This is a genomic window from Ferrovibrio sp. (genome assembly GCF_046297595.1).
GTDB lineage: Bacteria > Pseudomonadota > Alphaproteobacteria > Ferrovibrionales > Ferrovibrionaceae > Ferrovibrio.
Genome location: NZ_JBKBHT010000001.1, coordinates 708,051 through 732,833 on the forward strand (window position 1 = coordinate 708,051; position 24,783 = coordinate 732,833).

Sequence of the window (24,783 nt, forward strand, 5' to 3'; positions counted from 1 at the left end):
TCATGGCCCGCAAACGTGTCATCCTGCATGGCTACCTCGCCGATCTATACCGAGGGCCACTTCCAGAATTTGAGGCCGAAAGTGCGGCCGAAGCGATCTATGCCTTCACCATGCAAACCAAGGCGCTCAATCCCAAGCCGGGCCAGCAACGGCATTGCGTCCGCGTGGTAGGCTTTGAGGACCCTGGCCTGCTTTTCCATCCGACCGAGGTCGAGGACATCCATCTGGTCCCGGACTTCTCCGGGGGCGGAGGCGGTAATGGCGGTTTCTTCAAGATCGTGCTGGGAGCTGTGTTGGTCGTCGCCGCGTTCGCCTCAGCAGGAGGGAGCCTCGCCGCAATGGTGAAGGCCGGGGCGCTGAGTGGAACCGGCCTCCTCACGAGCCTGGGCATGAGCCTGATGCTAGGAGGCGTGATGGAACTGATCTCTCCAGCGCCAAAACGAGACACCGGAGGGATAGGCCCGCAGGCAGATGTGCCAGCTTCAAGATACCTGGGCGCCCCGAAGAACACGGTGAAGATCGGAACCCGCATCATCTTGGCCTACGGACGCAACCAAGTTTACGGTCATTTCCTTAGTTTTGATATCAACGCCAAGCAGATCCCGACGTAAGAATTTGACGGTGTGATTCCGGTCGCACTGAAACTTACGAGGGGGTTGCATAAATGCGTATTCTGATGGCTTGCGCCTTCGGTCTCAGCTTGGCTGCCTGCACCACCGCTGAGCAATCGGACGTATATGTTGCTGGCTTTACCGCCGCCAACGCCGGACCTCGGCACACGGTCATAGTCGATGGCAAGGTAGTTCGCGTCTATGGCTATGACGGCAACAAATACGACGCCTATTCAGTCGATGGCCTGGATGTCAGCAGCATCAAACTCAAGAGGCGGTACATCAGGGCCATTGAGCAGCACAGCGGCTGCAAGGTGGTCGAAGCTGAGTTCCAGATTCAGATGCCGATTTTGCAGACCGAGGTTAAGTGCTGACGATATCACAAAGTGGGAATACATACGTATGCAAATGGTTAATCCCGCCCTGCTGTGCGGTTGAATAGGTCCTCATTTACTTTGCGCCAACTGGTAGTATAGGACTCTTTGGGGCGGCAGATTGTAGGGTGGGGGCCCGCGGGATTGAACGACAATAAGCATAACGCAAGCGCATCAGTTACCGGATATCTGTATCAGTGCCGATACGCGCTACTGGCAGGCTTGCGGGCCATACCAGCCACACCTGAACTACAATTATCTATCGAGAAATTTGACGACGTTGCATTTGAAAACGCGGGCGAACCCGTCCAGTTGATCCAAACAAAACATCACATTGGAAGCTCGGGAAGCCTCACGAATGCCAGCACTGATCTATGGAAAACTCTCCTCATTTGGGCGAATAAGGTGGCCCAGGATGGAGATGCAGTTCTCCGTACAAACTTCTTACTCATAACGACAAGCACAGCACCAACTGGATCTGCTGCCTCCTATTTAGGAATACAAGGTCGCGATGAATCGCGAGCCGATGATCTACTGATTGAAACTGCCAACACTTCCACTAATAAAGACAATGCCAACGCCTACGCAGCATACAAGGCTTTGCCTCTGGACATTCGGTTGGCTCTGCTCCGAGCCATCCAGATTTTGGATAGCTCACCAAATATATCGGATTTATACGATGAGATCGTCCTGGAACTGCACCATGCAGTGAGCCGTGAGAACATCCACAAGCTTGCCGAGCGGCTTGAGGGATGGTGGTTCAACATCGTTATTGCCGCACTCTCAGGAAACAATACACCAGTATCAGTGTTGGCAATCGATCAACGATTGGATGACTTACGAGAGGAGTTCAAGAAGGCTTCGTTGCCGGTAGATTATGCTGGCGCAGTGCCATCGCCCGAGGTCGTTGCTGAATTAGACAAACGCCCTTTTGTACGACAGTTGCGCAAAATCGAAATTGGCAGAAGCCGCGTTGAATACGCAATTCGCGACTTCTACAGGGCTTCCGAACAGCGGTCCCGTTGGCTTCGAGAAGACCTAGTTGATGGAGAAACTCTCTCAAACTATGAGCGGCAACTCATCGAAGCTTGGCAGCCCCGCTTTGCCTCCATGATTGAAGAATTACCGAATCCGTGCGATCCGAACGTCAAAATCCAAGCTGGAAAAATATTGTATAAGTGGGTGGAAACAGAAGCTGACTTCCCTTTGCGCTCCGTCCGAGAGCGGTTTCTAACACACGGCAGCTATCACATCTTGGCCAATAACAATACGGTGGGATGGCATCCTGACTACACGTCCACCACAAAGCCCGACGACTCAGAGGATTGACAAGGATGCGCCTCTGGTCGGATCGCGTTACTGAAGAAATCAATCTATTCAACCCCGCATTCTGCTCAACGCTACTGATTGAAGCCGTTGAGAAGTACAACAAAAGGGCGCCGCAGACATTTCCGTTCGCTTTGTCATTCTTGGTGCTGCCTATCGTACTTCATCGCGGCACACGCTCATCTCTGCCTCGCTCAACTGTTACCTCACTATTGTCTTGGGTTCAGGACAACAAAGAACAGTTGGTAGATTTTTCCAGCAGAGTACAGCGGCTCGATCAGATCACACGAGAGACTATTACCTTTGCTATTCAGCATGAGGCGTTGAAGTTTGATAATGGAGCATCTCTGATTACAGGAGACGGTCGGATGGGAATTACGCCTAAGCGGACTCCCCTGTTTACTGAGGAAGCCAAAGAATGTACCGAGCGGGCCGGCTTTCTCGGTAGGTGGTTTGCAAGCGCCGGCACAACAGCAACGATATTTTCTGCATGGGGAATTAGACCGTGAGCCTGCAAATTCTGAAGCTGGTGCTCTACAGCCATCGCGGAGAAATCCGTGAATTAGAATTTACCCCAGGTGCATTAAATATTCTAACTGGCGCATCCCAGACAGGTAAGTCCGCGATCATCGATATTATCGATTACTGCACAGGCAGAACCGAGTGCAATGTCGCCGATGGCGTCATTAGAAAAAAAGTATCCTGGTATGCGATACTGTTTCAACTTGGGGAAGGACAGATCTTTATAGCTCGGCGCAATCCTCAGCCGGGAGAGAAAACAAATCCCGATGTCTTTATGGCGCGCGCAAGCATCATCGACATCCCTTCAATCGAGCAACTCGTAAAAAATACTACACTTAACGCCTTGGAGAAGTTTCTTAGCGCCATAGTGGGCATAAGTGAAAATGAGCATCGCCCAGAGCATGGCACGCGGGAGCCGCTGGAAGCGAATTTTCGGCATGCACTGCTGCTGTCGATACAAGATCAAAATGACATCGATAGCCGGACTCGACTGTTTCACCGTCAAGGAGAGGATTTTATAAGCCAAGCAATTAAGGACACGCTTCCATACTTTATTGGCGCCATAGATGAAGACAGGCTGCTAAAGCAATCTCAGCTTGATCAGGCTAGACGCCGATTGAGGCAACTTGAAAGACAGCTCAGAGAGATTGAGATTTCAGATAAAACAACATACCCGCGTGGTCAGCTTCTTCTAGATGAAGCTAGGCAACATGGCTTAATCAGTGAGCGAATAGTCGCCATTGATTACGAGACGTTGATTTCAGTTTTAGGCCGCGCGGTCAGAGACTTTCAGGTTCGTGATAATTTAGGGATGATCGACGGTGAAGATCTGTTAGCTGAGTTACGCGCAGAGCGTCAAAGATTGAGATCAGAAGCAGAAAAAGTCACCGCCGAAATACGCGCTACACGCACGTTCACTTCGGACACTACTAGCTATGAACGTGAAGCGAAGGAGCAACGAGCAAGATTAAGCGCAGTTGGTCTGTTTAAATCTCACGAACACGACCCGAATGATTGCCCCCTCTGCAATAGTCCACTAACCAATCCGCCACCTCCCGTAAGCGAAATAAATCGATCGCTTAGAGACTTAAGCCAGCAATTGGAGGCGGTCGAGGCTGAGAACCCGCGGCTGTTGACCCGCCTAGCAGCTTTAAATAAGGAGGAGGCCAGACTGCAGGAACTCCTACGGGAGAACCAAGCTTCTATTTCCGCACGGACACGGGAAAACGAAGTTATCCGCGCGCAGCAGGAGAGCTTCATTATGCAGGCTCGAACTGCAGGAAAAATTACGCAGTATCTTGACACAATTTCTGCTGCCGAAGGGGAGTCATCGCTAAAACAAGCGGTTGAAAGCTTGAGAATTAGAGTCGCCAATTTGGAGCGTGAGCTTGACCCCGACGCCATCAAAGAGCTTCTTAATACCTTCCAGAATATCATTGGAAGATATATGACAGAGTACTCCGAAGCATTGGAGTTGGAACACCAAGGCAGTCAACTAAGACTGGATCTAAAAAACCTCACCGTTATTGCAGACACTTTGGATGGCCCTGTCCCACTCTCTCGGATGGGAAGCGGAGAGAACTGGGTTGGGTACCATATTCTGGCCCACTTGGCTTTGCACAAATGGTTTAGGCAAAAAGGGCGCCCTGTTCCAGGATTCATCGTTTTCGACCAACCATCGCAAGCACATTACCCCCCAGAACAAGATGCTGAGGGATCGCTGGATGGACTTAGCGATGAGGACCAATCGGCGGTGCAGCGCCTTTTCAAGCTAATCGCGGATGCAGCAAAGGAAATGACACCCAATCTGCAAATTATCGTACTGGACCACGCCGATTTAAAGCACGAGTGGTTTAGTGACGCGGTGATCGAGCGGTGGCGGCGCGGCACCAAACTGATCCCGGAGTCTTGGCTCAGCTAAGCCGACTCCGCTCTCCGACTTTGGTCCTCCCAAAAATCGAAAAAATTTCTGGGAAAAAAATCGCGAACTATCGCCGCCTGGTTCTTTGTTATTACTCAGAATATCGTGGTACCCTTCTGCTAGGGCACTCATCCCCACCTGATAATGTCGAGTTGTCTCTGAACTTCTCACATTGGGGGATGACAAATGGAAAAGACCACTCAACCGAAGAAGCGGAAGCAGAACCCGCTCTACCAACAGCGCAACGAAGACATCCGGCATCGCAGCCTCGTCTTGGGGCAGTCGGACGCTGACATAGCGGTGGCATGGGGGATGAGAGAACACACGGTTCGCACCGTGCGCTGGGAGCTAGGCATCCGATCTTCCCCAGCAGACGCCCCGAAGAACCTAAACAAGCGTTGCCATCGGCTAATGACGCCGGTCTCAACACTCCATCAGCAGATCGGCGTGAAGCTCGACGCCCACCGGAACTTTGTCGCCAAACAAGCACCCGTAGAGTTCTCGCATCAGATGCGGATGAGCTATATGCGGCTTCGGAAGATGGAGCTGGGAGCTTGGGACTTCACTCTGTCCGAACTGATCAAAATCGCGGACACGGTCGGCATCCCTCTTGAAGAACTTGTCCGCCAGGCGAATCATCCGACATGGGAGCCGCCGAAGCAGACACGCAAGGTTTCCACCCATTAAGCAGGCGGACACGGGACGGACACAGGAAGAGCGAGAAGAGTGGGCGGCTGACTTAGGTACCGCTAAGTGCTTTCGCGATCAGGAGGAAAATGGTGGGCGCACCAGGGCTCGAACCTGGGACCCGCTGATTAAGAGTCAGCTGCTCTACCAACTGAGCTATGCGCCCATTTTTCCTCTGGCGACGCAGGGCCGCCGAAAGCCGCGTGAAAATATCCGGATTCGCCGGAATTGCAAGCGCTTCGGGCTGGGGAAAAAGATTTTTCCGGTCAGGGGTTTAGCCTGTCCTTGCCGAGCCTCGGCGGGGCCGATGGCTACAGCCCGCTCATATGGCGGGGAATCTCCACGTCGCGGTGGACATAGACGTTGATCAGCAGCCCCAGCCCCACCATCAGGGTCATCATCGCCGTGCCGCCATAGGAGACCAGCGGCAGCGGCACGCCCACCACCGGCACCATGCCCGACACCATGGCGATGTTGATGAACACGTACAGGAACAGCATGGTGGTGAGGCCGCCGGCCAGCAGGCGGCCATACTGGCTGCGCGAGCGCAGGCTGATGGCATAACCATAGGCGATCAGCAGGATGTAGAGCGCAATCAGCACCAGGGCGCCGATCAGGCCGTGCTCCTCGGCCAGCATGGTGAAGATGAAGTCGGTCTGCTTTTCCGGCAGGAAGCTCAGATGGCTCTGGGTCCCCTGCATGTAGCCCTTGCCGGTGAAGCCGCCCGAGCCGAGCGCGATCTTGGATTGCAGGATGTGGTAGCCCGAGCCGAGCGGGTCTTCCTCGGGATTCATGAAGGTGAGCACGCGTTTCTTCTGGTAATCGTGCAGGAAATTCCAGGCCAGCGGCAGCGCGGCGCCGCCGGCCGCAATCACGGCGATGAATTTCCAGGCGCGCACGCCGGCGAAGAAAAACACCGCGCCCGACGAGGCCAGCAGCAGCATCGCCGTGCCCAGGTCGGGCTGTTTCATCACCAGTCCCACCGGTACCAGCACGATGGCCAGCGGGATGAACAGCCAGCGGATGCGGCCGACCTCTTCGTAGGACAGGCCGTGGAAATAACGCGCAAGCGTCAGGATCAGGGCGATCTTCATGATTTCGGACGGCTGGATATGGAAAACGCCGAGGTCGAGCCAGCGCTGCGCTCCCATGCCGACCCGGCCGAACAATTCCACGGCCACCAGCAGGACCACGCCGATGGCATAGACGGCATACGAAAGCCGCATCCAGACACGGATGTCGGTGACCGCGATGGTCACCATGATCACCAGGCCGATGGCGAAACGCACCATCTGCCGGTCGGCCCAGGGATCGATATCGCCGCCGGCGGCGGAATACAGCGTGGCGAAACCCGTGCTGGCGATCAGGGTGATCAGCAGCACCAGGCCCCAGTTAATGTCGCGCAGCTTGCGGCCGAACGTGAGGTCGTTGCCCCGGCTGGACCAGTGCGGCATGTCAGCTGCCTCCCCTGGCCGGCGCCGCCGAGGCCGTGGTGGGACCCGGCGGCGTACGCGACTTGCGCGAGGGGTCGAGGCGCTGGGTTTCCAGCATGATGTCGCGGGCAATCGGCGCGGCCGCCTTGGACCCGGAACCGCCATGTTCGACGATCACCGCGCAGGCATAGCGCGGCGCCTGGATCGGCGCATAGGCGACGAACAGCGCGTGATCGCGCTCCTCCCACGGCTTCTCCTCGTTCTTGCGCACACGGGTCTCGCGTTCCTGACGGCTGATGCGACGCACCTGGCTGGAGCCGGTCTTGCCGGCCATGGCATATTGCGCCAGCGTGATCCGTGCGCCGGCGGCCGTGCCACGCGGCGGCGAGGTGACGCGAATCATGCCCTCCAGAACCTGATCGAGATGCTCGCGCTTCAGGCCCACATGCGGCCAGCGCTGGGCCGCCATGCGCGGGTCAGTCGCCGGGCCCAGGACAGAATCCTCGCGCACGATACGGGGCGAAACGGCATAGCCGCCATTGGCCAGCCGCGCCGCCATTACGGCAAGCTGCAGCGGCGTTGTGGTGACATACCCCTGTCCGATGCCGATCACCAGATTCTCGCCCTGTGCCCAGGGCTGGCCCAGCACGGCCTGTTTCCAGGCCCGCGTCGGGATCAGGCCCCTGCGCTCGCCGGTCAGGTCCACGCCCGTCGGCTCGCCCAGGCCAAGCCGCTTGGCCATTTCCGCCACCTTGTCGACGCCGGTACGCCGTGCCGCCTCGTAGAAATAGACGTCGCAGCTTTCCTCGATGGCCGACACCAGGTTCATCGTGCCGTGGCCACCCTTCTTCCAGCAATGGAAGGTGTTGTTGCCGAATTCCATGTGGCCGGGGCAGAAGACGCGGGTATCGGGCGTGATCGTGCCGGCCTCCAGCGCCGCCAGACCCACCAGCATCTTGAAGGTAGACCCGGGCGGATACTGGCCCTGGATCGCCTTATTGATCAGCGGTTTGTATTTGTCGCCATTGAGCTGGCGCCATTGCGCCTGGGTGATGCCGACATTGAACCAGTTCGGGTCGTAGCCCGGGTTGGAAACCAAGGCGAGGATTTCGCCGGTATGGATGTCCAGCACCGCGGCGGCGCCGCTTTCTTCGCCGAAACGCTCCATGGCGAAACGCTGCAGGTCGGCATCGATGGTGAGCACGATGTCGTCGCCCGGCTGGCCGTTGTTACGCCGCAATTCGCGGATGGCACGGCCAGAGGCATTGACCTCGATCTCGCTGTGGCCGGCGCGACCGCGCAGCCGCTCATCGTAAACCTTCTCGACGCCGCTTTTACCGATGCGGAAACCCGGCAGCTCAAGCAATGGATCGTCGCCCAGTTCGTTCTCGGCCACGGCACCGACATACCCCACCACATGGCTGAACATCGGGCCGTAGGGATAGTCGCGCGTTTCGCCCACATCGAGCTGAACACCCGGCAGGTCGGGACTGTGCAGGTTGATCTTGGCGAAATCATCCCAGGACAGGTTCTCGGCCACGACTACAGGCACGAATTTGCGCCGTCGCTCGATCTCGCGCTTCACGCGCTGCTTCTGGCTATCGTCGACCTGGATCAGGTTCGACAGCGCCTCCAGCGTGGCATCCACGTTGCGCGCCTGCTCGGCGACGATCAATACGCGGTAATTGCGGCGGTTCGAGGCCAGCTCATGGCCGAAGCGGTCGAGCACCCGGCCACGCCGCGGCGGCAGCAGACGCATGCTGATGCGGTTTTCCTCGGCCAGCAGGGCGTATTTGTCGGATTCCATCACCTGCAGGTAATACAGTCGCGCCGCCAGAGCGCCGAACAGGCCAAGCTGGGCTGTGCCCAGCAGCAGGGCCCGGCGGGTAAACACCCGCTGCAGGTCGTTGTCGCGCCGGTTGATCGCCATGACCGCCTCAGGCCGTGACGGAAGCGCGCAGCCAGCGGCGCTCCAGGCGACTCAACAGCCAGTAAACCGCCGGATACAGCGCCAGCGACAGGGCAAGCTGCGCCAGCAGCGGAGCCACAGGCAAAACCTGCCAATGCAGCATCGACATCAGCGCCCAGCACAGCGGCAGCACCACGCCGACCACCAGAGCGAAAGCCGCCCAGTTGACCAGGAAGGACGAGCCGAGAAAGACGCGGCGCTGCGATACGCCCAGTTCATGGGCCAGCAGGAGGACCAGTGCATTCAGGCCAAGCGGGCCGCCGCTGAGCAGATCAAGCAGCAGCCCGATGGCGAAGGCGCCCACCATGGTCATCAGGTCGGAACGGAAGATGCTCCAGTAGAACACTGCCATCAGGGCGAAGGCGGGGCCGACCACGTCGAAATGCGGCAAGCCGAGCGGCAGCAAACCGAACAGCACCAGCGCCAGACTGCTTAAGATGGGCAGCAGGGCACGGATGCGGCGGCTGGCCTGTCGGAGCAGCGCAGACATCCCGCGCCCTCCTACGGGGCCTTGGGCGGCAGCGGCGGCGCGAGCGGCATGACCTGGGCGGTCGGGTCCTCGGCGTCGATCCGCGTTTCATCGAACTGCATCACGCGCAGGAAGCCGAGACGGCCAAGATCAACCAGCGGACGGACGCGCACGACGCCATCCATCTCGGCTATCTCGCCGACCGGAATGCCGGCGGGAAACTGCCCGCCATCGCCCGAGGTGACCACCTGCATGCCGATGGCAGGCTTGGCGGCACCCGACAGGTATTCCAGACGCGGCAGCGGGGAATTGTCGCCGGCCAGAACGGCGCGATGACCGCCTTCCTGCAGCATCACAGGCAGGCGCGAATTCAGGTCGGTCAGGAGCAGGATGCGCGAGGCGCGGTGGCCGACCTCGGCGACGCGGCCGACATAACCGCCCTCGCCGATCACGGCCTGGCCCTTCCTGATGCCATCCTTGGCGCCGACATTAAGCAGCGCGGTGCGTACGAAGGAACCGCCGCCATCGGCGATCACACGGCCGGTCACGTATGTCTGGCTCAGGTCGGGTCCGGCGGCCAGCAGGCGACGCAGAGCAGCATTGTCCTGCTCCAGCCGGCGCGCCACCTCCTGCCATTGCAGCAGGCGTGCATTCTCGGTGCGCAAGCGGAAGTTTTCTTCATGCACGAAGAGGATGTCGTCGACCCAGCCGACTACAGCATTCACGGCCGCCACCGGCTGCGCCACCGCGGTCAGCACGGGCTCGACGATATCGGCAACCAAGGCGCGGGCGCGCTCCACGACCGGGCGGTCGATACGGCTGATCAGAACGAGGCCAACGGCGGTTGCCAGCAGCAGAAGGAACGCAAAACGCTGCAGCAGCGCGCGAAACGGCGCTGCGATCCAAATGCTGCGTCCCGACCGTCTTGCCATGCGCCCCCGTCAATGCCCTCCGCGCCGTCGCACCGTCTCAATACGAAGGATTGTACAGAACGTGCTTCAGCGTCTTCATTTCTTCCAGCGCGCGGCCGGTGCCCAAGGCCACGCAGGACAGCGGCTCGTCTGCGATCGAGACCGGCAGGCCAGTCGCATGCCGCAGCACCAGATCCAGGTTGCCCAGCAGCGCGCCGCCACCGGTCATCACGATACCCTTGTCGACGATGTCGGCAGCCAGTTCCGGCGCGGTATGCTCCAGCGCGACCTTCACGGCCTCGACAATGGCGCCAACCGGTTCGGCCAGGCTTTCGGCGATCTGGCGCTGGTTGATCACCAGTTCCTTCGGCACGCCGTTCATCAGGTCGCGACCCTTGATCTCCATGGAGAGGCCGTTGCCGTCTTCCGGCGGGGCGGCCGAGCCGATCTGCTTCTTGATGCGCTCGGCCGAGGCCTCGCCCACCAGCAGGTTATGGTTGCGGCGGATATAGGCGATGATCGCCTCGTCCATCTTGTCGCCGCCGACGCGCACACTGCGCGAATAGACGATGCCGCCCAGCGACAGCACGGCCACTTCCGTGGTGCCGCCGCCGATATCCACCACCATCGAACCGGTCGGCTCGGTGACCGGCAGGCCGGCGCCAATCGCGGCTGCCATCGGCTCCTCGATCAGGAACACCCGGCGCGCACCGGCGGATTCGGCCGAATCCATGATGGCGCGGCGCTCGACCGCCGTTGAGCCCGACGGCACACAGATGATGATCTGCGGCGAAGCGAAGCTGCGGCGGTTGTGTACCTTGCGGATGAAATGCTTGATCATTTCCTCCGCCACCTCGAAATCGGCGATCACGCCATCGCGCAGCGGGCGGATCGCTTCGATATTGCCCGGCGTACGGCCCAGCATCTGCTTGGCCTCGTCGCCGACCGCCAGAACCTGCTTTTTGCCGCGATTATTGGTGATCGCCACAACCGAGGGCTCGTTCAGCACGATGCCTCGGCCCTTGACATAAACCAGCGTATTGGCCGTGCCGAGGTCGATGGCCATATCGGCCGACATAAAACCCATCAAACGCGAGAACATCCAGTAAGATCCTCACCAACGAAATGTCGCGCCGTTATCGCCTCGGGCACCGGTGCCGCGCAACCCCCAGTCCCCCATATTTTCAGCCCCACGCCGTTCACATGCCGAATGGCGCGGTTTCAGCCCTCATCACGCACTGAGGGCCGCCGGCGCGGTCTTTTCCCGCTTCACCAGCAGCTTGTTGAGCGCGTGGATATAAGCCCGGCAGCTCGCCACCAGCGTATCGGCGTCGGCGGCCTGTCCGTTCACGGTTTTGCCACCCTCTTCCAGGCGCACGGTCACCTCGGCCTGGGCATCGGTGCCCTGGGTCACGGCATGCACCTGATAGAGCTGCAGGTTCGCGGTATGCGGGAACAGGGCCTTGATGGCGTTGAAGCTGGCATCGACTGGGCCGTTGCCGGTGGCCTTGACCGATTTCGCCGCGCCGTCGATCTCCAACTCCAGCTCGGCGCTCTGCGGCCCCTTCGAGCCGGCGATCACCTGCAGGCTGACGAAGCGGATGCGTTCGTTGCCGCGCGCCATCGTGTCGTCGACCAGGGCGACAAGGTCCTCGTCGAAGACCTCCTTCTTGCGGTCGGCCAGGTCCTTGAAGCGGGTGAAGGCGTCGTTGAGCTGGTTGTCGGCGAGATTGAAGCCGAGCTCCTCCAGCTTCTTGCGGAAGGCATGGCGGCCGGAATGCTTGCCCATCACCAGCGTCGAGCGGTTCAGGCCGACCGATTCCGGCGTCATGATCTCGTAAGTGCCCGCATGCTTCAGCATGCCATCCTGATGGATGCCGCTTTCATGGGCGAAGGCATTGGCACCGACGATCGCCTTGTTCGGCTGCACCACAAAACCGGTGACCGCGGAAACCAGCCGCGAGGCTTTCATGATGTCGGTGGTCTTGATGCCGGTCTCGTAGGGCATCGCATCGCCGCGTGTGCGCAGGGCCATGACGATCTCTTCCAGCGCAGCATTGCCGGCGCGCTCGCCCAGGCCATTGATGGTGCATTCCACCTGGCGCGCACCGCCGATCACGGCAGCCAGCGAATTGGCCACGGCCAGTCCCAGATCGTTGTGGCAATGCGCGGAAAACCTGGCTTTATCGCTGTTCGGCACGTTTTCGATCAGGTAGCGCATCAGCCGGGTATATTCCTCCGGCACGGTATAGCCGACTGTATCAGGCACATTGATCGTGGTGGCGCCAGCCTTGATCGCACTCTCGATCAGGCGGCAGAGGAATTCCGGATCCGAGCGCGTGCCATCCTCGCAGCTCCACTCAATGTCGTCACACAGGTTGCGGGCGTAGCTTACGCTGTCGATCACCGCCTGGTGCACCGCTTCGGGTTCCATCTGCAGCTTGTATTTCATGTGCAGCGGCGAGGTGGAGATGAAGGTGTGGATGCGCGCACGCTTCGCCGGCTTCAGCGCCTCCCAGGCACGATCGATATCCTTGCGGCCGGCACGGCTGAGACCGCAGACAGTCGACTCCGTCACACGCTTGGCGATCTCATTGACGGCTTCGAAGTCGCCGTTGGAGGCGATCGGGAAACCGGCTTCGATGACATCGACACCCATGCCTTCCAGCACGGCGGCGATCTTGAGCTTCTCTTCCAGATTCATCGACGCACCGGGCGACTGCTCGCCGTCGCGCAGGGTGGTGTCAAAAATGATGACGCGCTCGCGCGCGGATTGGTTGGTGGCGCTCATGTCACATATCCCTCGCCGGGCAATCCGGCAGTGCCGTCTGCCGGGTCGTCCGATTCTGCCGCAGTTTCCGTGCTTTAACCATAGTGTACACGCTTCGGCCCAATTCGATCAAAGGGCGAAAAGCTTCGCCGGGACATGAACTTACGCCTGCACTCTGGGGCAGCATGCTTAATACTCAGTGAATTCCCCGAATTACCGGGAAATTTCTCCAATAAGTTGAAAAGACGGCATTATTCGGGCAACCGGTCTGGCCGCCCTACCCTGGTTAGGTCAGCACCCGCTCTGCCAGGGCCTGCATGTCAGGCGGCAGCGGATACATATGCGCATACTGGAGTATCTGTTTGGCAACCAGCCGCAGACGATTCTCAAAGCTCAGCAACGGCATGGCCCCCAGGAGCGGGGTGTTGAACGGGGCGATGTCGCCACGCTGGAATTCCAGCGCCATGCTCATGCGCGGCTTCTCGGCGAAGGGGCTGGATTGCGCGCCCCAATGCAGTACCGCCTGGTTCCATATGAAGAAATCGCCTGGTCGCCCCGGCAGGGCGCGGATCGACTGATAATCGACCTGCAGAGCCCCCTCCTCGGCCGTGCCGTAAACCGGGTCACGGTTCGCCGGCAGGATGTACATGCAGCCATTGAGCGGCGAAGCATCGCTGAGCGGCACCCACATCGTCAGCGATAGCGGCGAACCATCGGCCGCCAGCGCCCGGCGGCCCTTGTCGCGATGTGGCCGCCAGCCGGCCTGACCGGCCTTGGGGTCGACATGCCAGACCCAGAAATCCGGCATGACCTGATAATCGGCCCCAAGAAACATCGCGATCAACTGATGCTGGCGATAAAACGCTGCCCAGGCTTCGTCGAAGAGAAACATGAACACCGGCGGTATGTTCAGCGCGACGCAGCGTTCGATGGCGCGCGACAGGCGGCCTGCAAGGTCGACCAGTTCCTCGTCGCGCTCCTGGAAGTATCCTTCCAGCTTCATTTTCTCCGCCGCCAGCACTGCCGGCTCATTGCCCAGCGACTGGATCTTGAACGTGCCTTTCAGGCGCTCGCGGATGGTCAGTTCGGGAAATGTTTCGCGCCAGAAGGCTTCGCGAGTCATGTCCCCGGCAAGTTTCAGTGTCGCGCCATCGGCTGGCGGAATGGCGGTATCGGTCATAGGCAGCGCAACCAAAGTTGTGCGCACAGCCTACGCCAGGCGCCAGCCTCTTGCCAGCGGCTTATCCGCGACACTCCATCACACCTGACGATAGAGCGTTACCACGCAGGCGCCGCCCAGACCCAGATTGTGCTGCAGGGCGATGCGGGCGCCTTCCACCTGCCGCGCTTCGGCCGTACCGCGCAACTGCTGCGTCAACTCGTAGCACTGGGCCAGGCCAGTGGCGCCGAGCGGATGGCCCTTGGACAGCAGGCCACCGGAAGGATTGGTGACGACCCTGCCGCCATAGGTGTTGTCGCCATCCATCACGAACTCCTCGGCCCCGCCTTCGCCGCACAGGCCAAGCGCTTCATAGGTGATCAACTCGTTATGGGCGAAGCAATCATGCAGTTCGACGACATCCACGTCATCCGCCCCGATGCCGGCCTGCTCGTAGACCATGTCGGCCGCTGCCCGGCTCATGTCGGCGCCGACCAACTGCATCATGTCGCGCGCCTCGAAGGTGGAAGGATAATCTGTCGTCATCGCCTGGGCGGCGATTTCAACGTCGCGACGCAGGCCATGCTTCACCGCGAATGAGTCCGACACCAGCAGGGCCGCCGCTGCGCCGCAGGTGGGCGGGCAGGCCATCAGACGCGTCATCACGCCTGGCCAGATCGCCGGCGCCTGCATCACGTCGTCAACGCTCACTTCCTGGCGGAACAGGGCCAACGGGTTGTTCTTCGCGTGCCGGCTGGCCTTGGCGCGGATGCGAGCAAAGGTTTCCAGTTTCGTGCCGTATTTCTGCATATGGCTTAAGCCCGCGCCGCCGAAATAACGCAGGGCCAGCGGCACATCGGGCATGCCGACGATCTCGTCACAGACCGTGTCGAAATCCTGAAACGGACTGGGGCGATCCACATAGACCGATCCCAGCGCGCCAGGCTTCATCTGCTCGAAGCCCAGCGCCAGCACACAATCGGCCGCGCCGCTCTGGATCGCCTGCCGCGCCAGGAATAGCGCGGTAGAACCAGTGGAGCAGTTGTTATTGACATTCACCACCGGAACACCGGTCATGCCGATGCGATAGAGCGCCTTCTGGCCGCAGGTGCTGTCGCCATAGACATAGCCGGCATAGGCCTGCTGCACGGCATCGTAGCCGATGCCCGCATCTTTCAGCGCCAGCACTCCGGCCTCGGCGCCCATCTCGTCATAGGATTTGCTGCTGCCCGGCTTGGCGAACGGGATCATGCCGACGCCGGCGACGAAGACCTTGGCCATGTCGTTTCCTCCTGATTTACCGGGGATGATAGGCGAAAGCGACGGAAAGCCGGAAACGAAAACGGCCGCCGGATTTCTCCAGCGGCCGCTGACGCAACGTTTGTGCAGACTTAGTTCGAGCGGGCCTTGTCGACCAGCTTGTTCTTGGCGATCCAGGGCATCATGGCGCGCAGCTTGGCGCCCACTTCCTCGATCGGGTGCTTGGCCAGGCGGGCGCGGGTCGCCTTGAACGAGGTCTGGTTCACCTTGTTCTCCAGCATCCAGTTGCGGGTGAAGCGGCCCGACTGGATATCTTCCAGCACGCGCTTCATCTCGGCCTTGGTTTCCGGCGTGATGATGCGCGGACCGGTGACGTATTCGCCATACTCGGCCGTGTTCGAGATCGAGTAATTCATGTTGGCGATGCCGCCTTCGTAGATCAGGTCCACGATCAGCTTCACCTCATGCAGGCACTCGAAATAGGCCATCTCGGGCGCGTAGCCAGCCTCGACCAGGGTCTCGTAGCCGGCCTTGATCAACTCGACCAGGCCGCCGCAGAGCACCACCTGCTCGCCGAACAGGTCGGTCTCGCATTCTTCCTGGAAGGTGGTCTCGATGATGCCGGCCTTGCCGCCACCGTTGGCCGAAGCATAGCTGAGCGCGATTTCCAGCGCGTTACCAGAGGCATTCTGGTGCACGGCGACCAGCGACGGCACACCGCCGCCCTTCAGGTATTCCGAGCGCACAGTGTGGCCCGGGCCCTTCGGCGCGATCATGAACACGTCGAGGTCCTTGCGCGGCTCGATCAGGTTGAAATGAATGTTCAGGCCATGGGCGAAGGCAAGGGCCGCGCCTTCTTTCATGTTGTCGCGCAGGTCGTTGTTCCACAGGTCGGACTGGCCCTCATCCGGGGTCAGCACCATGACAACGTCAGCCCACTTGGCGGCCTCGGCAGGCGTCATCACCTTGAAGCCAGCTTCCTCGGCCTTCTTTACGCCGGCCGAGTTCTTGCGCAGCGCGACCGCGACGTTTTTCACGCCGCTGTCCTTCAGGTTCATCGCATGGGCATGGCCCTGGCTGCCATAGCCGACGATGACAACCTTCTTGCCCTTGATCAGGTTCAGGTCCGCATCGCGGTCGTAGTAAACGCGCATGATCGTATCTCCTCGGGACTGCGTCGTTGTTTATGGAATGGTTCAGAGGGGCTTCGGGCCGCGGCTGATCGCCACCACGCCGGTGCGCGACACGTCGATCAGGCCCAGCGGCTTCATCAGCTCGATGAAGGCTGTGATCTTTTCGGGTGCGCCGGTCAGCTCGAAGATGAAGGATTCGATGGTGCTGTCCACCGCGCGGGCGCGGAAGATGTCGGCAATGCGCAACGACTCCACGCGCTTCTCGCCGGTGCCGGCCACCTTGATCAGCGCCAGTTCGCGCGCCACATGCGGACCCTCAACGGTCAGGTCGTGCACGTTATGCACCGGCACCAGACGACCGAGCTGGGCCTTGATCTGCTCGATCACATTGGCCGGACCGGAGGTGACCACCGTGATGCGCGACAGATGCGCGGCATCCGATACCTCGGCCACCGTCAGGCTTTCGATGTTGTAGCCACGGCCCGAGAACAGGCCGACCACGCGGGCGAGGATGCCGGGTTCGTTATCGACCAGAACGGACAGGATATGGGACTGGATCGGCTGCTGCGGCGCAGGCATGGGACGGAACTCTCTTTTCGTTATCCGGCGGCGTCAGACCAAGGCCATGCCGTCTTCGCTGACGGCGGCATTGTTGGGGTCGGCCGGCTTGTCATCCGCCAGGATCATCTCGTTATGCGCGGCACCCGAGGGCACCATGGGGAAGCAGTTCTCCGCCTTGTCGACGGCGACATCCACCACCACCGGGCCATCGATGGCGATCATCTCCTTGATGACGCCGTCGAGATCGGCCGGACTGGTGCAGCGCAGGCCGGTGCAGTGGAAGGCTTCCGCCAGCTTGACGAAATCGGGCAGCGATTCCGAATAGCTCTGCGAATAGCGTCCGCCATGCAGCAATTGCTGCCACTGACGCACCATGCCCATATATTCGTTGTTCAGGATGAACACCTTCACCGGCAGGCGGAACTGCGCCGCCGTGCCCAGCTCCTGGATGTTCATCAGGATCGAGGCCTCACCGGCGATATCCACCACCAGCTTGTCGGGATGACCGAGCTGCACGCCGATGGCGGCCGGCAGGCCATAGCCCATGGTGCCCAGGCCACCCGAGGTCATCCAGCGGTTCGGCTTGTCGAACTTGTAGAACTGCGCAGCCCACATCTGGTGCTGGCCGACTTCGGTGGTGATGAAGGTGTCGCGATCCCTGGTAAGCTCATAGAGCCGCTGGATGGCATATTGCGGCTTGATGATCTTGTCGTCCTGCTTGAACTTCAGGCAGTCGCGGGCGCGCCACTGGTCGATCTGCTGCCACCACTTGTCCAGCGCCTTCCGGTTCGGCTTGTAGCCGCCCTGCTTCCAGGCCGCAATCATCTGCTCCAGTACGCGGCAGGCATCGCCGACGATGGCGATATCGCAATGCACCGTCTTGTTGTGCGAGGACGGGTCGATATCGACATGGATCTTTTTCGAGCCCGGCGAGAAGGCATTCAGGCGCCCGGTGATGCGGTCGTCAAATCGCGCGCCGATATTGATCATCACGTCGCAATCGTGCATGGCGTGGTTGGCTTCCCAGGTGCCATGCATGCCCAGCATGCCGAGGAACTGCTTGTCGGTGGCGGGATAGCCGCCCAGGCCCATCAGCGTGTTGGTGATGGGAAAGCCGGTCAATTTGACGAATTCGCGCAGCAGTTCGGACGCACGCGGGCCGGCATTGATGATGCCGCCGCCGGTGTAGAAGATCGGGCGTTCGGCCGCGGCCATCAGCGCCACGGTTTCTTTGATCTTGGCCTCGTCGCCGTCCACGCGCGGACGATAGGTCTTGTGGCGGATATTGTCCTTGGCGGTGTAGCGGCCCGCCGCCACCTGCACGTCCTTGGGCAGGTCGATCACCACCGGCCCGGGCCGGCCATTGGTGGCGACGTAAAAAGCCTCGTGCACCACGCGGGCAAGATCGTCGACGTTCTTCACCAGGTAATTATGCTTGGTGCAGGGCCGGGTGATGCCGGTGGTATCGCATTCCTGGAAAGCATCGGTGCCGACCAGATGGGTGGCAACCTGGCCCGTCAGGCAGATCAGCGGGATCGAATCGAGCAGCGCGTCGGTCAGGCCGGTAACGGCATTGGTGGCGCCGGGACCAGAGGTGACCAGCACCACGCCGGGCTTGCCGGTGGAACGGGCATAGCCTTCGGCGGCATGCACCGCGCCCTGCTCGTGGCGCACCAGGATGTGGCGGATGGCGTTCTGCTTGAACAGCGCGTCATAGATGGGAAGGACGGCGCCGCCAGGATAGCCGAATACGACCTCGACGCCCTGGTCGACCAGGGCCTTGATCACGATTTCGGCGCCGCTCATGTGCTGGGTCGGCGCGGCCTGCGCTCCGGACTGCATGACTCTTCCCCTGAAACCTGCTGCGGGAGGACGAAAATCGGCCGGAACAACGTGCCCCGGCCGTCGAAAAGCGCGCCAACCTAAACGGCGCCTCAGCGCATGGTCAATAGGTATTCCACAATGTTTGGAAAGATTACCGCCTCTGGGTTGAAATTTTCTTGCCGGGAAACATCATTTTCCACAACCCGGTCGGCAGCAAACTGATGCCGGAACCAGGTTGTCTGCCGCTTAGCGTAATGCCGGGTGTTGAGCTGGCCAATCCGGATCGCCTCGTCGAGGCTGATTCTTCCATCAAGATATTGAATCAGTTCAGGCAATCCATGGGCCTTGCGGATCGGGGCATCGGCTGGGACGTCGCTGCGGTCGCGGAAGGCCCGGGCCTCGTCCAGGGCGCCGGCCTTGATCATCGCCTCGAAGCGCCGGTCGATCCGGGCATAAAGTGCCGCCCGGGGCGGCTGCAACAGCAGGCGATAGACCGGATTGGGCAGAGGCGGCGCAGAGGCCCCGGCCTGCCAGTCGGCCAGCGACCGCCCGGTGCCCAGCCGCACCTCATAGGCCCTGACCAGCCGCTGGCTGTCGCCGGGTTTCAGCCGTTCGGCCATGGCGGGATCAAGGGCGGCCAGCGCGGCATGCAGGCCGGCAGGGCCGTCGCGTTCCAGACGGTGCCGCGCTTCGCTGCGGGCTTCTTCCGGGATCGGCGGCAGGTCGACCAGCCCCTCTGTCAGGGCTTTCAGATACAGCCCGCTACCGCCCAGCAGGATAGGCACCCGACCAGCATGGATCGCCTCCGCTATGGCCTCCAGCGCCATGCCGCGCCACAGGGCGGCGGTGCCATGCACCGCGCCATCCAGCACGCCGTAGAGCCGGTGTGGCGCCCGGGCTATCTCGTCGTCGGTGGGCCGGGCGGTGAGGATGCGCAGGTCGCGGTAGACCTGCATGCTGTCGGCATTGATCACCGTGCCGCCGATTTTCTCGGCCAGCGCCAGCCCAAGCGCCGACTTGCCGCTGGCGGTGGGGCCGGCGAGCAGGATCACGGGGGCGTGGCTGGTATCCATGACAGGCAGATGGCGGGCAGTTGACGGGGGGCGACATTCAGGGCGGGTTGCGCCGCCCCTTCTACAGCCCTAGAACAGGCGGATGCAAAACATTCTCACCCTGATCACCGCGCCCCACAATGCCGTGCTGACGCCCCGGGTGGCGAATGCGGTACGTGACGCCCTGGCGCTGGCCCGCGGCAAGGTCGGCCCGGCCGACTGGCTGGAACCCGGCATAGCCTGCGACATCCCCTTCGACAACGTGGCACCCGACGAAGCCGCCAAGGCCGCCCGCATCGCCCTGCGGGCCACGCCGGTGGACGTACTGGTGCTCAAGCCGGAAAATCGGCGCAAGAAGGCGCTGGTGGCCGACATGGAATCGACCATCATCCGCAACGAGATGCTGGACGAGATCGCCTTTCTCGCCGATATCGGCGAACAGGTAGCCGATATCACCCGCCGCGCCATGAATGGCGAACTGGATTTCTACGAGGCGATCCGCGAGCGCGTCAGCCTGCTGAAAGGCCAACCGGCCAGCCTGCTCGACAAAGCGGCCGAGCGCATCAAGCTGATGCCCGGCGCCGCTGCGCTGGTGGCGACGCTGAAACAGAACGGCGTGCATTGCGCGCTGGTCTCCGGCGGCTTCGACTACTACACGCAGCCGATTGCACAACAGCTTGGTTTCGACGAACAGCAGGCCAATCACCTGATCCTAGAAAACGACGCCATCGCCGGCATCCGTGAGCCGATCCTCGGCCGCGAGGCCAAGCTGGAAGCCCTGCAGCGCGTGGCGCGCGAGAAGGGCATCGCCGTCGAGGACTGCATCGCGGTGGGCGACGGCGCCAACGACCTTGCCATGCTGGGCGCGGCGGGACTGGGCATCGCCTTCCATGCCAAGCCGAAGGTGCAGGAAGCCGCCCGCTTCAACATCCGCCACGGCGACCTGACCGCCCTGCTTTACGCGCAGGGCTATCGCCGGGATGAAATATTCGGGCGGTAGGCCACCCTAATGCGGCCGCTTCCGCTGGTTGCTGGCTTTTCTCTTATCCTGATATGGAGCAGCGCGTCTTTCGCCCAGTGCATCTTCTCTAGGGCCGTTTATCGGCTGCCTGACAACACATCATGGGAACTCATCATCCCGCACCCTCGCGACGAGGCGTTTATCACCGACGTGGTCGCCACACTAAAATATACAGATACAGGCAAGGCATACTCATTCGGCTGGTCGGTATCTAATGGAGTCGGCGCCGAGTTCCTGCTCCCGTTGCCATTCAAAGATGAGCATGTCCATCTGGTGCGAAACGCTCACTTGCGTCTCTAAACTTTGGAGAAGGGGGCTATATTGAATGGCCTGCCGGGCGCGAGCGATCCTGCGCCTGAAGGATTGTTCATCGAAGGCTTGGATATCCATATCCATTACGCCGATATCGACCAACTGGAATTGCCGGTAGGCATCTGGCAGTTCGCCAGATGCCAGTAATTTAATTGCCCTGCTGCATCTGCAGGGCTACCGCGCCGTCGAGATTTTCAGTCGGGGGATAGCCCCAATCGTCACCCCGGCCTTGAGCCGGGGTCCCATTAAATGGGATGCCGGGTCAAGCCCGGCATGACGGAGTAAAAGTCAACGTGCCGTCCAGCCGCCATCGATGGCAATCGCCGTGCCGGTGATGGATTTCGCCATCTCGCCGCACAGGAACAGCGCCAGCGCCGCCACTTCCTCGATCTCGATGAAGCGCTTGTTCGGCTGCGAGGCCAGGATCACCTCGCGCACCACGCGGTCGCGCGGCATGTTGTGCACCTTGGCCTGGTCCTCGATCTGGCCTTCCACCAGCGGCGTGCGCACATAGCCCGGGCAGATCGCGTTCACCGTGATGTTGGTTTCCGCCACTTCCAGCGCGACCGACTTGGTGAAGCCGATCTGGCCGTGCTTGGCCGACACGTAGGCCGACTTGAACGGCGAGGCGACCAGGCCATGGGCCGAGACCAGGTTGATCACCCGGCCCCAGTTCTTCTGTTTCATGCCCGGCAGGGCCGCCTTGGTGGCGTGGAAGGTGGAATTCAGGATGATGTTCTGGATCGCATGCCACTTGGCCTCGGGGAACTCGTCCACCGCCGAGACGAACTGGATGCCGGCATTGTTGACCAGGATATCGACGCCGCCGAAGGCATCCTCGGCCTTCTTCACATGGGCGGCGACGGCCGCACCGTCGGACATGTCGGCGCCGTCATACAGCACCTTCACGCCGGTTTCGGCGGCCAGCCCGGCCCGAATCTTCTCGATGGCGGCGGCATCGCCAAAGCCGTTCAGCATCACGTTGACGCCCTGCCCGGCCAGCGCCCGGGCGATCCCGAGGCCGATGCCGCTGGTGGAACCGGTGACGACGGCGGACTTGCCTTTCAGCATGGCGCGACCTTTCTTTAAGGGAGGCGGAAAACCGGCCGGAGCCTAGCGGAAAAGGCCGGGTTCTGCCTAGCGCCCGGCGAGCATCCCCGCCACCGCCGGCCCCTGAGCCTTGCACCCCCTCCCACCCCGTGGGAAAAATGAGATCACGAGTCGAAAGCCTGTAAGGAACCTTCTGGCATGCTGAATCGCATCACCCACCTGGACGACGAGCCCGACCAGCCGGAAAAGAACGGCGACGCCGAGGCCAAGGCGAAGGACAAGTCGCCCGGTATCGAGGAGCGGCTGTTCAAGGCCCGTACCATCCTGATCTATGGCGGCATCGACCAGAAAATCGCCAAGGAAGTCTCGGCCCGCCTGCTGGCCCTGCAGGCCGCCGGCGACGAGCCGATCACCATCTTCATCAACAGCCAGGGCGGCCATGTCGAATCCGGCGACACGATCTATGACATGATCAAGTTCGTGAAGCCGGACGTGCGCGTGGTGGGTACCGGCTGGGTCGCCTCGGCCGGTGCGCTGATCTACGCCGCGGCCAAGAAGGAAAACCGCTTCAGCCTGCCCAATACACGCTTCCTGCTGCACCAGCCGTCGGGCGGCGCGGGCGGCACCGCCTCGGACGTGGCGATCCAGGCCAAGGAAATCATCCGCATGCGCAAGCGGCTGAACGAAATCTTCGCCCGCGAGACCGGCCAGCCGATCGAGCGGATCGAAAAGGATACCGACCGCGATTACTGGATGAGCGCGGAGCAGGCCGTGGAATACGGCCTGGTCGGCAAGATCGTGCAGAACGCGGCCGAAATCGGCTGAACTTAAAGAAAACCAGAATGAAAAAGGCCGGCTTTTAGCCGGCCTTTTTTGTTAGTTGCAATCCAGATCATGACTTCAGGGGCACCGGCACAAAGCGAGGCTCGCCGCCACGCTGTATCTGCAGCAAGGCCACCTTGCGCTTGGCATCCTTCAGGGCTTTCAGCATTTCGACGGCATCGTCCGGATTGCGCACTTCCGACTGGGCCATCTCGATGATCACGTCACCCACGCGCACGTCGCGCTTTGCGGCCGGGCCCTCGGGGTCAACATCCGTGACCACGACGCCCTTCACGTCATCCTTGATGTCGTGTTTCTGACGCAGTTCCTTGGACAGCGGCGCAACACGCAGGCCCAGATCGGCCAGTTCGGTTTCGTTGCGGCCGGGCTTGGCTCGGTTGGCGTCGGCCTTCTGGGTGTTCTCGGCCTTGGCCGAGGCCATGGCGGCTTCCAGCTCGCCCAGCGTGGCCTTCACGGTCTGCTTCTTGCCCTTGCGCATGATTTCGACATTGACCGTCTTGCCGACCGGCGTTTCCGCCACGCTGCGCGTCAAAGCATTGGTGGTGGCGACCGACTTGCCGTCGAAGCTGACGATCACGTCGCCGGAATCGATGCCGGCCTTCTGGGCCGGGCCGCCGGGCACCACCTTGGCGACCAGCGCGCCACGAGCCTGGCTGAGACCCAGCGCCTCAACCATTTCGTCGGTGACCGACTGGATCTGCACACCGAGCCAGCCGCGCTTGGTGCGGCCGAATTCGATCAGCTGCTGCACCACCGGTTTTGCCAGGTTAGCCGGCACGGCAAAGCCGATGCCGATGGAGCCGCCGGTCTGCGAGAAGATCGCCGTGTTGATGCCGATGACATTGCCACTCTTGTCGAACAGCGGGCCACCCGAATTGCCCTTGTTGATCGAGGCGTCGGTCTGCAGGAAGTCGTCGTAACGGCCCGCATTGATGTCGCGCCCGCGCGCCGAGACGATGCCGGCGGTGACGGTGCCGCCAAGGCCGAAGGGATTGCCGATCGCCAGCGTCCACTCGCCAACACGGATCTTGTCGGAATCGCCCCATTGTACGGCGCTGAGCTGGCGCCCGTTTTTCATCTCGATCTTCAACACCGCAATATCGATTTCCGGATCGCGCCCCACCACCTTGGCTTCCAGCTCGGTGTTGTCATGCAGGATGACGCGTACCTGATCGGCCTCGGCGATCACGTGGTTGTTGGTCACCACATAGCCGCGGGCATCGACAATGAAGCCCGAACCCAGCGAGGAAACCTGACGTGGCGGACGGTTGCCCTCGCCGCGCTGCTGGCGGTCGAAGAATTCCTTGAAGAAATCCTCGAACGGCGAGCCCGGCGGGAATTGCGGCATGCCCTCGGGCAGTCCGCCGCGATTCTGCACCGTCTGAGTGGTCGAGATATTCACCACCGAAGGCAGCAAGCGCTCGGCCAGATCGGCGAAGTCGCCTTCCGGTGCCCGCGCCTGCGCGGCAACAGCGAGACCGATGACGACGAACAGCGCCGCCGTCAGCGCCGTACCAGCGCGGATCAGGCGAGTATGCAACATGGCATTCATGACTTACCTCCACGCCGCCACTG

The 24,783-nt window shown here is 61.1% G+C and carries 23 protein-coding genes and 1 tRNA gene; 9 read left to right on the plus strand and 15 right to left on the minus strand.

The window, feature by feature from the left end; all coding sequences use genetic code 11:
* Nucleotides 1-2 precede the first annotated feature (2 nt).
* The 6 genes from ACK4FJ_RS03590 to ACK4FJ_RS03615 all read left to right on the plus strand — a co-directional run bounded on the left by ACK4FJ_RS03590 (nucleotide 3) and on the right by ACK4FJ_RS03615 (nucleotide 5,441).
* Nucleotides 3-611 carry a hypothetical protein gene (locus ACK4FJ_RS03590; protein WP_409764152.1) on the plus strand — a complete coding sequence of 203 codons (609 nt, stop codon included), beginning with the start codon at nucleotides 3-5 and terminating at the stop codon, nucleotides 609-611.
* Nucleotides 612-664: 53 nt separating this feature from the next.
* Nucleotides 665-985 (plus strand): hypothetical protein, encoded by a 321-nt coding sequence (locus ACK4FJ_RS03595; protein ID WP_409764155.1) that lies wholly within the window; start codon nucleotides 665-667, stop codon nucleotides 983-985.
* A gap of 144 nt (nucleotides 986-1,129) precedes the next feature.
* On the plus strand, nucleotides 1,130-2,314 hold the full coding sequence (locus ACK4FJ_RS03600) for an ABC-three component system protein (protein WP_409764158.1): 1,185 nt from the start codon (nucleotides 1,130-1,132) through the stop codon (nucleotides 2,312-2,314).
* Between the two features lie 5 nt (nucleotides 2,315-2,319).
* Nucleotides 2,320-2,820, plus strand: coding sequence for a three component ABC system middle component (locus ACK4FJ_RS03605; RefSeq protein WP_409764160.1), 501 nt, complete (start codon nucleotides 2,320-2,322; stop codon nucleotides 2,818-2,820).
* On the plus strand, nucleotides 2,817-4,754 hold the full coding sequence (locus ACK4FJ_RS03610; RefSeq protein WP_409764163.1) for a DUF3732 domain-containing protein: 1,938 nt from the start codon (nucleotides 2,817-2,819) through the stop codon (nucleotides 4,752-4,754). Before ACK4FJ_RS03605 ends, ACK4FJ_RS03610 begins: the two co-directional genes overlap by 4 nt.
* A 186-nt stretch (nucleotides 4,755-4,940) precedes the next feature.
* Nucleotides 4,941-5,441 (plus strand): hypothetical protein, encoded by a 501-nt coding sequence (locus tag ACK4FJ_RS03615; protein ID WP_409764166.1) that lies wholly within the window; start codon nucleotides 4,941-4,943, stop codon nucleotides 5,439-5,441.
* 90 nt (nucleotides 5,442-5,531) lie between these two features.
* Here ACK4FJ_RS03615 and ACK4FJ_RS03620 read toward each other — a convergent pair.
* The 13 genes from ACK4FJ_RS03620 to miaA all read right to left on the minus strand — a co-directional run bounded on the left by ACK4FJ_RS03620 (nucleotide 5,532) and on the right by miaA (nucleotide 20,003).
* Nucleotides 5,532-5,607: transfer RNA gene (locus ACK4FJ_RS03620), tRNA-Lys, on the minus strand.
* 145 nt (nucleotides 5,608-5,752) lie between these two features.
* Nucleotides 5,753-6,895, minus strand: coding sequence for a rod shape-determining protein RodA (gene rodA / locus ACK4FJ_RS03625; protein WP_409764169.1), 1,143 nt, complete (start codon nucleotides 6,893-6,895; stop codon nucleotides 5,753-5,755).
* Nucleotide 6,896: 1 nt separating this feature from the next.
* Nucleotides 6,897-8,804, minus strand: coding sequence for a penicillin-binding protein 2 (gene mrdA, locus ACK4FJ_RS03630; RefSeq protein ID WP_409764172.1), 1,908 nt, complete (start codon nucleotides 8,802-8,804; stop codon nucleotides 6,897-6,899).
* 7 nt (nucleotides 8,805-8,811) lie between these two features.
* Nucleotides 8,812-9,333 (minus strand): rod shape-determining protein MreD, encoded by a 522-nt coding sequence (gene mreD, locus ACK4FJ_RS03635; RefSeq protein ID WP_409764175.1) that lies wholly within the window; start codon nucleotides 9,331-9,333, stop codon nucleotides 8,812-8,814.
* An 11-nt stretch (nucleotides 9,334-9,344) separates the two neighbouring features.
* Complete coding sequence (gene mreC / locus ACK4FJ_RS03640; RefSeq protein ID WP_409764178.1) at nucleotides 9,345-10,244, minus strand: rod shape-determining protein MreC; 900 nt, start codon at nucleotides 10,242-10,244, stop codon at nucleotides 9,345-9,347.
* A gap of 37 nt (nucleotides 10,245-10,281) precedes the next feature.
* Complete coding sequence (locus ACK4FJ_RS03645; protein ID WP_409764181.1) at nucleotides 10,282-11,325, minus strand: rod shape-determining protein; 1,044 nt, start codon at nucleotides 11,323-11,325, stop codon at nucleotides 10,282-10,284.
* Between the two features lie 129 nt (nucleotides 11,326-11,454).
* Nucleotides 11,455-13,014: a 2-isopropylmalate synthase gene (locus ACK4FJ_RS03650; RefSeq protein WP_409764183.1), complete on the minus strand. Its 1,560-nt coding sequence runs from the start codon at nucleotides 13,012-13,014 to the stop codon at nucleotides 11,455-11,457.
* Between the two features lie 265 nt (nucleotides 13,015-13,279).
* On the minus strand, nucleotides 13,280-14,173 hold the full coding sequence (locus tag ACK4FJ_RS03655; RefSeq protein ID WP_409764186.1) for a phytanoyl-CoA dioxygenase family protein: 894 nt from the start codon (nucleotides 14,171-14,173) through the stop codon (nucleotides 13,280-13,282).
* A gap of 78 nt (nucleotides 14,174-14,251) precedes the next feature.
* A complete protein-coding gene (locus ACK4FJ_RS03660) occupies nucleotides 14,252-15,433 on the minus strand; it encodes a lipid-transfer protein (RefSeq protein WP_409764189.1) in 1,182 nt (393 codons plus the stop codon).
* 110 nt (nucleotides 15,434-15,543) lie between these two features.
* Nucleotides 15,544-16,566 carry a ketol-acid reductoisomerase gene (ilvC, locus tag ACK4FJ_RS03665; RefSeq protein WP_409764192.1) on the minus strand — a complete coding sequence of 341 codons (1,023 nt, stop codon included), beginning with the start codon at nucleotides 16,564-16,566 and terminating at the stop codon, nucleotides 15,544-15,546.
* A gap of 42 nt (nucleotides 16,567-16,608) precedes the next feature.
* Nucleotides 16,609-17,124 (minus strand): acetolactate synthase small subunit, encoded by a 516-nt coding sequence (ilvN, locus tag ACK4FJ_RS03670; protein ID WP_409764195.1) that lies wholly within the window; start codon nucleotides 17,122-17,124, stop codon nucleotides 16,609-16,611.
* 33 nt (nucleotides 17,125-17,157) lie between these two features.
* Complete coding sequence (locus ACK4FJ_RS03675; RefSeq protein ID WP_409764198.1) at nucleotides 17,158-18,948, minus strand: acetolactate synthase 3 large subunit; 1,791 nt, start codon at nucleotides 18,946-18,948, stop codon at nucleotides 17,158-17,160.
* 92 nt (nucleotides 18,949-19,040) lie between these two features.
* Nucleotides 19,041-20,003: a tRNA (adenosine(37)-N6)-dimethylallyltransferase MiaA gene (miaA, locus tag ACK4FJ_RS03680; protein ID WP_409764201.1), complete on the minus strand. Its 963-nt coding sequence runs from the start codon at nucleotides 20,001-20,003 to the stop codon at nucleotides 19,041-19,043.
* An 82-nt stretch (nucleotides 20,004-20,085) separates the two neighbouring features.
* Here miaA and serB point away from each other — a divergent pair, with 82 nt between their 5' ends.
* Both serB and ACK4FJ_RS03690 read left to right on the plus strand, forming a co-directional pair.
* A complete protein-coding gene (gene serB / locus ACK4FJ_RS03685; protein WP_409764204.1) occupies nucleotides 20,086-20,982 on the plus strand; it encodes a phosphoserine phosphatase SerB in 897 nt (298 codons plus the stop codon).
* Nucleotides 20,983-21,324: 342 nt separating this feature from the next.
* Nucleotides 21,325-21,462 (plus strand): hypothetical protein, encoded by a 138-nt coding sequence (locus tag ACK4FJ_RS03690; RefSeq protein WP_409764206.1) that lies wholly within the window; start codon nucleotides 21,325-21,327, stop codon nucleotides 21,460-21,462.
* A 141-nt stretch (nucleotides 21,463-21,603) separates the two neighbouring features.
* Here ACK4FJ_RS03690 and ACK4FJ_RS03695 read toward each other — a convergent pair whose 3' ends face one another.
* On the minus strand, nucleotides 21,604-22,386 hold the full coding sequence (locus tag ACK4FJ_RS03695) for a 3-hydroxybutyrate dehydrogenase (RefSeq protein ID WP_374303622.1): 783 nt from the start codon (nucleotides 22,384-22,386) through the stop codon (nucleotides 21,604-21,606).
* A 177-nt stretch (nucleotides 22,387-22,563) separates the two neighbouring features.
* Here ACK4FJ_RS03695 and ACK4FJ_RS03700 point away from each other — a divergent pair, with 177 nt between their 5' ends.
* Entirely contained in the window at nucleotides 22,564-23,190 is a 627-nt protein-coding gene (locus tag ACK4FJ_RS03700) for an ATP-dependent Clp protease proteolytic subunit (RefSeq protein ID WP_409764209.1), read from the plus strand.
* A 67-nt stretch (nucleotides 23,191-23,257) separates the two neighbouring features.
* On the opposite strand, the gene ACK4FJ_RS03705 is transcribed toward ACK4FJ_RS03700, so the two are convergent.
* Entirely contained in the window at nucleotides 23,258-24,760 is a 1,503-nt protein-coding gene (locus tag ACK4FJ_RS03705; protein WP_409764212.1) for a DegQ family serine endoprotease, read from the minus strand.
* Between the last annotated feature and the right edge of the window lie 23 nt (nucleotides 24,761-24,783).

Excerpts from the sequence above, each read along its gene's own strand:
- serB (WP_409764204.1), top strand. The coding sequence starts at position 20,086 with ATGCAAAACATTCTCACCCTGATCACCGCGCCCCACAATGCCGTGCTG.
- ACK4FJ_RS03595 (WP_409764155.1), top strand. The coding sequence starts at position 665 with ATGCGTATTCTGATGGCTTGCGCCTTCGGTCTCAGCTTGGCTGCCTGC.
- ACK4FJ_RS03700 (WP_409764209.1), top strand. The coding sequence starts at position 22,564 with ATGCTGAATCGCATCACCCACCTGGACGACGAGCCCGACCAGCCGGAA.
- ACK4FJ_RS03695 (WP_374303622.1), bottom strand. The coding sequence starts at position 22,386 with ATGCTGAAAGGCAAGTCCGCCGTCGTCACCGGTTCCACCAGCGGCATC.
- mrdA (WP_409764172.1), bottom strand. The coding sequence starts at position 8,804 with ATGGCGATCAACCGGCGCGACAACGACCTGCAGCGGGTGTTTACCCGC.
- ACK4FJ_RS03645 (WP_409764181.1), bottom strand. The coding sequence starts at position 11,325 with ATGTTCTCGCGTTTGATGGGTTTTATGTCGGCCGATATGGCCATCGAC.
- ACK4FJ_RS03705 (WP_409764212.1), bottom strand. The coding sequence starts at position 24,760 with ATGAATGCCATGTTGCATACTCGCCTGATCCGCGCTGGTACGGCGCTG.
- ACK4FJ_RS03615 (WP_409764166.1), top strand. The coding sequence starts at position 4,941 with ATGGAAAAGACCACTCAACCGAAGAAGCGGAAGCAGAACCCGCTCTAC.
- mreD (WP_409764175.1), bottom strand. The coding sequence starts at position 9,333 with ATGTCTGCGCTGCTCCGACAGGCCAGCCGCCGCATCCGTGCCCTGCTG.
- ACK4FJ_RS03655 (WP_409764186.1), bottom strand. The coding sequence starts at position 14,173 with ATGACCGATACCGCCATTCCGCCAGCCGATGGCGCGACACTGAAACTT.
- ACK4FJ_RS03675 (WP_409764198.1), bottom strand. The coding sequence starts at position 18,948 with ATGCAGTCCGGAGCGCAGGCCGCGCCGACCCAGCACATGAGCGGCGCC.
- mreC (WP_409764178.1), bottom strand. The coding sequence starts at position 10,244 with ATGGCAAGACGGTCGGGACGCAGCATTTGGATCGCAGCGCCGTTTCGC.
- ACK4FJ_RS03605 (WP_409764160.1), top strand. The coding sequence starts at position 2,320 with ATGCGCCTCTGGTCGGATCGCGTTACTGAAGAAATCAATCTATTCAAC.
- ACK4FJ_RS03650 (WP_409764183.1), bottom strand. The coding sequence starts at position 13,014 with ATGAGCGCCACCAACCAATCCGCGCGCGAGCGCGTCATCATTTTTGAC.
- ACK4FJ_RS03590 (WP_409764152.1), top strand. The coding sequence starts at position 3 with ATGGCCCGCAAACGTGTCATCCTGCATGGCTACCTCGCCGATCTATAC.
- ilvN (WP_409764195.1), bottom strand. The coding sequence starts at position 17,124 with ATGCCTGCGCCGCAGCAGCCGATCCAGTCCCATATCCTGTCCGTTCTG.
- ACK4FJ_RS03660 (WP_409764189.1), bottom strand. The coding sequence starts at position 15,433 with ATGGCCAAGGTCTTCGTCGCCGGCGTCGGCATGATCCCGTTCGCCAAG.
- miaA (WP_409764201.1), bottom strand. The coding sequence starts at position 20,003 with ATGGATACCAGCCACGCCCCCGTGATCCTGCTCGCCGGCCCCACCGCC.
- rodA (WP_409764169.1), bottom strand. The coding sequence starts at position 6,895 with ATGCCGCACTGGTCCAGCCGGGGCAACGACCTCACGTTCGGCCGCAAG.
- ilvC (WP_409764192.1), bottom strand. The coding sequence starts at position 16,566 with ATGCGCGTTTACTACGACCGCGATGCGGACCTGAACCTGATCAAGGGC.